We start from the raw sequence: 9,935 nt of genomic DNA, 5'->3' as shown, positions 1-9,935 counted from the left end.
CTGCCGGCGACGTTGGTGTTCGATTATCCGACTCCGGTGGTGTTGGCGGAGTTCCTGCTGGGTGAGCTGCTCGGCGAACGAGCCGACGTGATCATCCCCGCGTCCGTGATGCCGGTGGCCGACGACCCGATCGTGATCGTGGGCATGGCATGCCGTTATCCGGGCGGGGTGTCCTCGCCGGAGGATCTGTGGCGGTTGGTGGCCGAGGGCGGGGACGGGATCTCGTCTTTCCCGACGACGCGCGGCTGGGATCTGGCCGCTTTCTACAGCCCGGACCGCGAGAGGCCCGGCACCAGTTACGTACGTGAGGGTGGGTTCCTGCACGAGGCCGGGGAGTTCGATCCCGGGTTCTTCGGGATCTCGCCGCGTGAGGCGCTCGCGATGGACCCGCAGCAGCGCCTGCTGCTGGAGACCACCTGGGAGGCGATCGAGCGGGCGGGCATGGACCCGATCTCGCTGAAGGGCAGCCGCACCGGCGTGTTCGCCGGAGTGTCGTATCACGACTACGCGTCCAGCGTGGAGTTCCCGCCGGATGTGATGAGCTTCTTCGGTACCGGCAACGCCGGGAGCGTGCTGTCGGGGCGGATCTCGTACACGCTGGGCCTGGAGGGTCCCGCGATGACGGTGGACACCGCCTGCTCGTCCTCGCTGGTGGCGATGCATCTGGCGGCGCAGGCGCTGCGTTCGGGTGAGTGCTCGCTCGCGGTGGCCGGTGGTGTGACGGTGATGGCGTCGCCGGGTGCGTTCATCGACTTCAGCGCGCAGGGCGGACTGGCCGGCGACGCGCGGTGCAAGGCGTTCGCCGACGCGGCGGACGGCACGAGCTGGTCCGAAGGCATCGGGGTGCTGGTGCTGGAGCGGCTGTCGGACGCGCGCCGCAACGGCCACGAAGTACTCGCGGTGATGCGCGGCTCTGCGGTGAACCAGGACGGCGCGTCGAACGGCCTGACCGCGCCGAACGGTCCCTCTCAGCAGCGGGTGATCCGCCAGGCGCTCGTCGGCGCCGGACTGTCGTCGGCCGACGTGGACGTGGTGGAGGCGCACGGGACCGGCACCACGCTGGGTGACCCGATCGAGGCGCAGGCGCTGCTGGCGACCTACGGTCAGGATCGGCCGGAGGATCGGCCGCTGCTGCTGGGTTCGATCAAGTCGAACATCGGTCACACGCAGGCGGCTGCGGGGGTGGCGGGTGTGATGAAGATGGTGCTCGCGATGCGGCACGGGGTGCTGCCTCGGACGCTGCATGTGGACGCGCCCTCATCGCACGTGGACTGGTCGGCCGGTGCGGTGAGGTTGCTGACCGAGCCGACGCGGTGGCCGCAGGTGGAGCGGCCGTGGCGGGCGGGTGTGTCCTCGTTCGGGATCAGCGGCACCAACGCGCACGTGATCATCGAACAGGGGCCGGAGGCGCCGGAACCCGAAGAGGTTTCGCGGAGCGAGGCACCTGCGGGCGTGCTGCCGGTGGTGGTGTCGGGTCGTACGGCGGAGGCGTTGCGGGCGCAGGCCGGGCGGTTGGCGTCGTTCCTGGAGGGTGAGCCCGGTCTGGGGCTGGCCGATGTGGCGTTCTCGCTGGCGACGACGCGCTCGGCGTTCGATCATCGGGCGGTGCTGGTCGGCGACCGTGAGAGTGTGCCGGCCGGGCTGGGTGCGCTGGCCGAGGGTCTGCCGGGCGCGGGTGTGGTGCGCGGGCTGGCAGCGGGCGAACCGAAGCTGGCGTTCCTGTTCACCGGTCAGGGGTCGCAGCGGGCCGGGATGGGCCGGGAACTGTACGACCGTTTCCCGGTGTTCGCGCAGGCGCTGGACGAGGTGATCGCGAAGCTGGATCCGCTGCTGGAGAAGTTCGAGGGGGAGCCGGACAGCGAGGCGGCCGAGCATTACCGGAGTCGCTCGTTGCGTGAGGTGGTGTTCGCCGAGCCGGGGTCGGTTGAGGCGGGGTTGCTGGATCGGACGGGGTGGGCGCAGCCGGCGTTGTTCGCGGTGGAGACCGCGCTGTTCCGGCTGGTGGAGTCCTGGGGGATCCGGCCCGATGTGCTGACCGGTCACTCGATCGGAGAGATCACCGCCGCTCATGTGGCGGGGGTGTTGTCGCTGCAGGACGCGTGCGCGTTGGTGGCGGGTCGGGCGCGGTTGATGCAGGCGCTGCCTGCCGGTGGGGCGATGGTGGCGGTGGCGGCTTCCGAGGAGCAGGTCGCCGAGCTGCTGGTGGGGCGGGAGAAGGAGGTGTCGGTCGCGGCGGTGAACGGTCCGTCCTCGGTGGTGGTCTCCGGGGTGGAGGAGGCGGTGCTTGAGGTGGCCGCCGCTCTGGAGGAGCGGGGGGTGCGGACGAGGCGGTTGCGGGTGTCGCATGCGTTCCATTCGCCGTTGATGGATCCGATGCTGGAGGAGTTCCGGGCGGTGGCGGGGTCGCTGACCTACGGTGCGCCGAGGATTCCGGTCGTGTCGACGTTGACCGGGCAGGTGGCCGGTGCGGAGTGGTTGTGTTCGCCGGAGTACTGGGTGGAGCAGGTGCGCGCTGCGGTTCGCTTCGCCGACGGTGTCCGTACGCTGCACGCTCAGGGGGTTCAGGCGTATCTGGAGCTGGGCCCCGACGGTGTGCTCGCCGCGATGGCGTCCGACACCCTCGCCGAGTTTGCCGGTTCCGATCCGAGGGCCGAGGGCTCTTCTGTCGCGTTCGCGGGTGAAACGGGCGCGGTGGCGGTGCCGGTGCTGCGCGGGGACCGGGACGAGCAGTCGGCGATCATGACGGCTCTCGCCGAGCTGCACGTGCGTGGCGTGGCGATCGGTTGGGAAGCGGTGCTCGCGGGCGGGCGCCGGGTGGAGTTGCCGACCTATGCCTTCCAGCACCAGTGGTTCTGGCCGAGTGTCGGGCGAATCGCGGATGCTCGCGGTCTGGGACAGGAGGCGGCGGGCCATCCGCTGCTGAGCGCGGCCGTGGGCCTGGCCGATTCCGGTGACGCGCTGCTGACGGGACGGTTGTCGCTGCGGTCGCATCCGTGGCTGGCGGATCACGCGGTGGGCGGGATGGTGATCTTCCCGGGTACCGGCTTCCTGGAGCTGGCGATCCGCGCGGGTGACCAGGTCGGCTGCGACCTGGTCGAGGAGCTGACCCTGACCACGCCGCTGGTACTGGGTGAGGACGACGCGGTCGCGGTGCAGGTGCGGGTGGGGCCGGCCGACGAGTCCGGGCGGCGTGAGGTGAGCGTCCATGCCCGGCCGGCCGATGCCGGTGATCACGATGGCTGGGTGCGGCATGCCTCGGGTGTGCTGGCGAGCGGTGGCCACGTCGGGGAAGACCGAGGGCAGGTCACGGGGGCCGGTGGTGAGGTCGTCACGCGTTTCGAGACGGAGGTTTGGCCGCCGCGGGGTGCGTCGGTGATCGAGTTGGACGGGGTGTATGAGGGGTTGGCTGAGGGTGGGTTGGAGTACGGCCCGGTGTTTCGGGGGTTGAGGAGGGCGTGGCGGGGTTCTGAGGGTGAGGTGTTCGCGGAGGTTGTGCTGCCTGAGCAGGTGGTGTCGGGTGCGGGGTCGTTCGGGGTGCATCCGGCGTTGTTGGATGCGGTTTTGCATGCGGTGCCGTTCGTGGGGTTGGACGAGGCTGAGGGTGGGCGGTTGCCGTTCTCGTGGGGTGGGGTGTGTTTGCATGCGGGTGGGGCGTCGGTGTTGCGGGTGCGGTTGGTGAGGACTCGGGGTGATGCGGTTTCTGTGGTGGCGGTGGATGGGGGTGGGGGTTTGGTGGTGTCGGCGCGGTCGTTGGTGTTGCGGCCGGTGGCGTCGGAGGTGTTGGCCACCTCTGGTGGGGGTGCGGGTAGGGATGCTTTGTTCCAGGTGGAGTGGACGTCGTCGGTGGATCTCCCGGCGGCTGACGCGCTCCCGACGGCGATACTCGGCCAGGACGTTCTGGACATCACCCGCGCTTGGCAGGCGACCGGACGAGCGGCCTCCACGCATGCGGATCTGGCGTCGCTGGTTGAGGCGGGGCCGGTGCCGGGTGTGGTGCTGATGGAGGCGGTCTCGGATCCGGCGGGCGAAGTGGTGGAGTCGGCGCATGCGCTGACCGCTCGCGTTCTGGACGTGGTGCAGGGGTGGCTGGCCGATGACCGGTTCGCCGATTCGCGCCTGGTGGTGGTGACCAGGGAAGCGGTGACGGCAGGGGACGGCGAGGTGGTGGCCGACCTGGCGGCCGCGGCGGTGTGGGGTTTGGTGCGCTCCGCGCGGCTGGAGAATCCTGACCGGTTCGTACTGGTGGACGTGGACGGACGGGAGTCTTCGCTGTCGGCACTGCCCGGTGTGCTCGCCGGGGTGCTGGCCTCAGGCGAGCCGCAGGTGGCGGTGCGCGATGGTGAGGTGCGGGTGGCGCGGCTGTCGCGGCTGGTGCCCGGCTCTCCCTCTGAGGGGGAGGCGAGCGGAGTCTGGAACCCCGAGGGGACGGTGTTGATCACTGGTGGTACCGGTGGTCTGGGGGGTTTGTTCGCGCGGCATGTGGTGGCCGAGCGTGGGGTGCGGCGTCTGCTGCTGACCAGTCGCCGGGGGTTGGACGCTCCCGGTGCGGTGGAGTTGCAGGCGGAGTTGATCGCGCACGGGGTCGAGGCCGAGGTCGTCGCGTGTGATGTGGCCGATCGCGATCAGGTGGCCGCGCTGCTGGCGGGGATCGATGCCGCTCATCCGTTGACGGCGGTGATCCACACGGCGGGTGTGCTGGCTGATGGGACGATCCCGTCGTTGTCGGCCGAGGACCTGGATGTGGTGTTGCGGCCGAAGGTGGATGCCGCCTGGCATCTGCACGAGCTGACCCAAGGTCAGGATCTGGCGGAGTTCGTGGTGTTCTCGTCGGTGGCGGGGACGTTCGGTGGGGCGGGGCAGGGTAACTACGCGGCGGCGAACGCGTTCCTGGACGCGCTGGCGGAGTATCGGCGCGGGCTGGGGCTGACCGGGCGTTCGCTGGCGTGGGGTTCGTGGGAGCAGGGCGCCGGGATGACGGGTGGGTTGGGTGAGGTGGATCTGCGGCGGTTGGCGCGTTCGGGGATGGTGGCGTTGTCGGCTGAGCAGGGGTTGGGGTTGTTCGAGGCGGCGGTGGGTTCGGGTGGTTCGGTGGTGGTGGCGGCGCGGTTCGATGTGGGGGCGGTGCGGGCCGGTGGTGAGGTGCCGCATTTGTTGCGGGGGTTGGTGCGGGGGGTTCGCCGGTCGGCGGTGTCGGGTGTGGGTGTGGGTGATGGTGTGTTGGTGGGTCGGTTGGTGGGGTTGGGTGAGGCTGATCGGGTGCGGTTGGTGGTGGAGGTGGTGCGGGCGCAGGTGGCGATGGTGTTGGGGCATGCTTCGCCGGAGTCGGTGGAGGTGCGCCGGGAGTTTCGGGAGTTGGGTTTCGACTCGTTGACCTCGGTGGAGTTGCGTAATCGGTTGAACGCGGCGACCGGGCTGAGGCTGCCGGCGACGTTGGTGTTCGATTATCCGACTCCGGTGGTGTTGGCGGAGTTCCTGCTGGGTGAGCTGCTCGGCGAACGAGCCGACGTGATCATTCCGACCACGCTCGCATCGGTCTCGGACGACCCCATCGTCATCGTGTCGATGGCATGCCGCTATCCGGGCGGAATCACGTCTCCGGAGGACCTGTGGCGGCTGGTCGACGAAGGCGGGGACGGGATCTCGTCGTTCCCGACGACGCGCGGCTGGGATCTGGCCGCTTTCTACAGCCCCGATCGGGAGAGCCGGGGGACCAGTTATGTGCGTGAGGGGGGGTTCCTGCACGAGGCCGGGGAGTTCGATCCGGGGTTCTTCGGGATCTCGCCGCGTGAGGCGCTGGCGATGGACCCGCAGCAGCGACTGTTGCTGGAGACGTCGTGGGAGGCGGTCGAGCGGGCCGGGATCGACCCGCTCTCGCTGCGTGGCAGCCGTACCGGCGTGTTCGCCGGGATCATGTACCACGACTACGCGTCCAGTGTGGAGCTGCCGCCGGAGGCGATGAGCTTCTTCGGCATCGGTAACGCCGGGAGCGTGCTGTCGGGGCGGATCTCGTACACGCTGGGCCTGGAAGGTCCCGCGATGACGGTGGACACGGCGTGTTCATCGTCTCTCGTCACGATTCACCTGGCGGCGCAGGCGCTGCGCAGCGGTGAGTGCTCGCTGGCGCTGGCCGGTGGTGTGACGGTGATGGCGTCGCCGGGTGCGTTCATCGACTTCAGCGCGCAGGGCGGGCTGGCCGGTGACGGGCGCTGCAAGTCTTTCTCTGACGCGGCCGACGGGGTGAGCTGGGCCGAGGGTGCGGGCATGGTCGTGCTGGAGCGGTTGTCGGACGCACGCCGCAACGGCCACGAGGTGCTCGCGGTGGTGCGCGGCTCTGCGGTGAACCAGGACGGCGCGTCGAACGGCCTGACCGCGCCGAACGGTCCGTCTCAGCAGCGGGTGATCCGCCAGGCCCTGGCCGGGGCGGGTTTGAAGCCCTCCGAGGTCGACGCGGTGGAAGGTCACGGCACCGGTACCACGCTGGGTGACCCGATCGAGGCGCAGGCGCTGCTCGCGACCTACGGTCAGGATCGGCCGGAGGATCGGCCGCTGCTGCTGGGTTCGATCAAGTCGAACATCGGGCACGCCCAGGCCGCTGCGGGTGTGGCGGGTGTGATGAAGATGGTGCTCGCGATGCGGCACGGGGTGCTGCCTCGGACGTTGCACGTGGACGCGCCGTCCTCGCACGTGGACTGGTCGGCCGGTGCGGTGAGGTTGCTGACCGAGCCGACGCGGTGGCCGCAGGTGGAGCGGCCGTGGCGGGCAGGGGTGTCCTCGTTCGGGATCAGCGGCACCAACGCGCATGTGATCATCGAGCAGTTCCCCGAGTCAGAAGCCGAGGAGCCGGAGGCTCCGCGAGGCGAGGTCGAGCCGGACGTGGTGCCGGTGCTGGTGTCGGGAAGATCCGCGGGGGCGTTGCGGGCGCAGGCCGGGCGGTTGGCGTCGTTCCTGGAAGGTGAGCCTGATCTCGGTCTGGCCGATGTGGCGTTCTCGCTGGCGACGACGCGCTCGGCGTTCGATCATCGGGCGGTGGTGGTCGGCGACCGTGAGAGTGTTCTCGCCGGGTTGGGTGCGCTGGCCGGGGACCTGCCGGGTGCGGGTGTGGTGCGCGGGGTGGCAGCGGGCGAGCTGAAGCTGGCGGTGTTGTTCACCGGTCAGGGCAGCCAGCGGGCCGGGATGGGCCGGGAGCTGTACGAGCGGTTCCCGGTGTTCGCCGAAGCCTTGGACGAGGTGTTCGCCGAGTTCGAGCCGCTGCTGGACGGGTCGTTGCGTGAGGTGGTGTTCGCCGAGCCGGGGTCTGCGGAGGCGGAGGCGCTGGATCGGACCGGCTGGGCGCAGCCGGCGCTGTTCGCGGTGGAGACCGCGCTGTTCCGGCTGGTGTCCTCGTGGGGGATCCGGCCCGATGTGCTGGCCGGTCACTCGGTCGGGGAGATCGCCGCGGCGCATGTGGCCGGTGTGCTGTCGTTGCAGGACGCGTGTGCGTTGGTGGCGGCGCGGGCGCGGTTGATGCAGGCGTTGCCCGAGGGTGGGGCGATGGTGGCGGTCCAGGTCGCCGAGGAGCAGGTTGTCGAGCTGCTGGCCGGGCGGGAGAAGGAGGTGTCGGTCGCGGCGGTGAACGGCCCCGCGTCGGTGGTGGTCTCCGGGGTGGAGGAGGCGGTGCTTGAGGTGGCCGCCGCCCTGGAGGAGCGGGGAGTGCGGACGAAGCGGTTGCGGGTGTCGCACGCGTTCCACTCGCCGCTGATGGACCCGATGCTGGAGGACTTCCGCACCCTGGTCCGGACGCTGTCCTACGACCCGCCGCGAATCCCGGTGGTCTCGACCCTGACCGGGGAACCCACCACCGACGAGCAGCTGTGTTCGCCCGACTACTGGGTGGAGCAGGTCCGTGGCGCGGTCCGCTTCTCCGACGGCGTCCGCACCCTGCACGACCAGGGCGTGCGCGCCTACCTGGAGCTGGGCCCCGACGGGGTGCTCACCGCGATGGCCGACGACACCCTGAGGGTGCTCGCCGATTCGGACGAGGCCGCCCGTTCCCAGGTGGCAGAGGACTCAGGCGCCCACCACCCCGCCACGGGCACGAACGCGGATGCGAATCCTCTGCTCGTATCGGTGCTGCGGAGAAACCGCGATGATCAGTCGGCGATCCTGGCGGCGCTGGCCGAGCTGCACGTGCACGGGGTACCGCTCGACTGGCAGGCGGTGCTCGCGGGCGGGCGCCGGGTGGCGCTGCCCACCTACGCCTTCCAGCGTCAGCAGTTCTGGCCGACCGGTAAGCGCGCCGGGGACGCTCGTGGCCTGGGTCTGGCCGCGGCCGAGCATCCGCTGCTGGGCGCCGCCGTTCGCCTCGCCGACTCCGACGGCGTACTGCTGACCGGGCGGTTGTCGTCGCAGTCGCACCCGTGGCTGGCCGATCACGTCGTGGCCGGGATGGTGTTCTTCCCCGGTACCGGCTTCCTGGAGCTGGCGGTGCGGGCGGGTGACCAGGTCGGCTGCGACCTGGTGGAGGAGCTGACGCTGGCGACGCCGCTGGTGCTGGGTGAGGACGACGCGGTCGCGGTGCAGGTGTCGGTGGGTGCCCCGGACGAGTCGGGCAGGCGCGTGCTCGGCATCTATGCCCGCCCGGCCGAGGCCGAGGATCACGTGCCGTGGATCCGGCACGCCACCGGCACGCTGACGACCAGGGGCGAGGGCGACGGCCAGGCTGCCGCGTTCGACGCCACGGTGTGGCCCCCCGAGGGGGCGACCGCGATCGGGCTGGACGGGTTGTACGGCCGGCTCGCCGAGGGCGGACTCGCCTACGGGCCGGTGTTCCAGGGACTGAAAGCCGCCTGGCGCGGCCAGGACGGCGAGGTTTTCGCCGAGATCGCCCTGCCCGAGCAGGAGACGTCGAACGCGGCTTCGTTCGGGTTGCATCCGGCGCTGCTGGACGCGGCGTTGCACGCGGTGCCGTTCGCCGGGCTGGAGGCGACCGAGGGCGGAAGGCTGCCGTTCTCCTGGAGCGAGGTGAGTCTTCGCGCCGAAGGCGCGTCGGCGCTGCGCGTGCGGCTGGCCGTGACCGGCGCCGACTCCGTGTCGCTGACGGCGGTGGACGCCGTCGGCGCACCGGTGCTGTCGGCGCGCTCCCTGGTGCTGCGGCCGGTCTCGTCCGACCAGGTCGCCGCGGCCTCCCCCGACCGTGGGGTGGAGCGGGACTCGCTGTTCCGGCTGGACTGGGTCACCGTGCCGATGACGGTCTCCCCGGTGGACGCCGTGATCGGGTTGGAGGTGGCCGAGCTCACCGGCGACCTCGATTCGCTGGAACTGCCGTTCGGCAGGATGCCCGACCTGGTGACCGTCGAGATCGACACCGATGACTCCACGGACGTGGTGGAGGCGGCGCACGCGCTGACCACACGGGTTCTCGGCCTGCTTCAGCAGTGGCTGGCCGACGAGCGGTTCGGTGACTCGCGCCTGGTGTTCGTCACCCGGGGCGCGGTCGCGACCGATGACAGCGAGACCGTGTCGAACCCGGTCGCGGCCACCGTGTGGGGACTGGTCCGCAGCGCCGAGGCGGAAAACCCGGGCCGCTTCCTGCTGGCCGATGTGGAGGAGTACGAGACGGCCCTGTCCGCGCTGCCCGTCGTACTGGCTTCCGGTGAGCAGCAGGTGGCGGTGCGTGAGGGTGGGGTGCGGGTGCCGAGGTTGGCGTCGCTGACCTCTGGTGCGGGCCTGTTGCCTCCGGCCGGTGAGAAGGCGTGGCGGCTGGGCAGCCGGGCCAAGGGCAGCCTGGACGCGCTGGAGTTGCTGCCGTTCCCGCAGGCGGCCGAGCCCCTGGAGGCCGGACGGGTTCGGATGGCCGTGCACGCGGCGGGGGTGAACTTCCGTGACCTGCTGGACGGGTTGAACGCGCTGGGGTGGTTCCAGGACAGGGTCGGCCTGATGGGTGGTGAGGCCGCGGG

The 9,935-nt window shown here is 70.8% G+C and carries 1 protein-coding gene; it reads left to right on the top strand.

Going from position 1 to position 9,935, the window contains the following annotated elements:
- A partial coding sequence (locus tag ABT352_RS40455) for an SDR family NAD(P)-dependent oxidoreductase (protein ID WP_502992953.1) occupies positions 1-9,935 on the top strand: 9,935 nt, incomplete at both ends.

It is taken from the genome of Streptosporangium sp. NPDC000563 (genome assembly GCF_040299985.1).
GTDB lineage: Bacteria > Actinomycetota > Actinomycetes > Streptosporangiales > Streptosporangiaceae > Streptosporangium.
The sequence above is the reverse complement of the archived record's forward strand: the minus strand, read 5'-3'. Positions and strand labels throughout refer to the sequence as shown.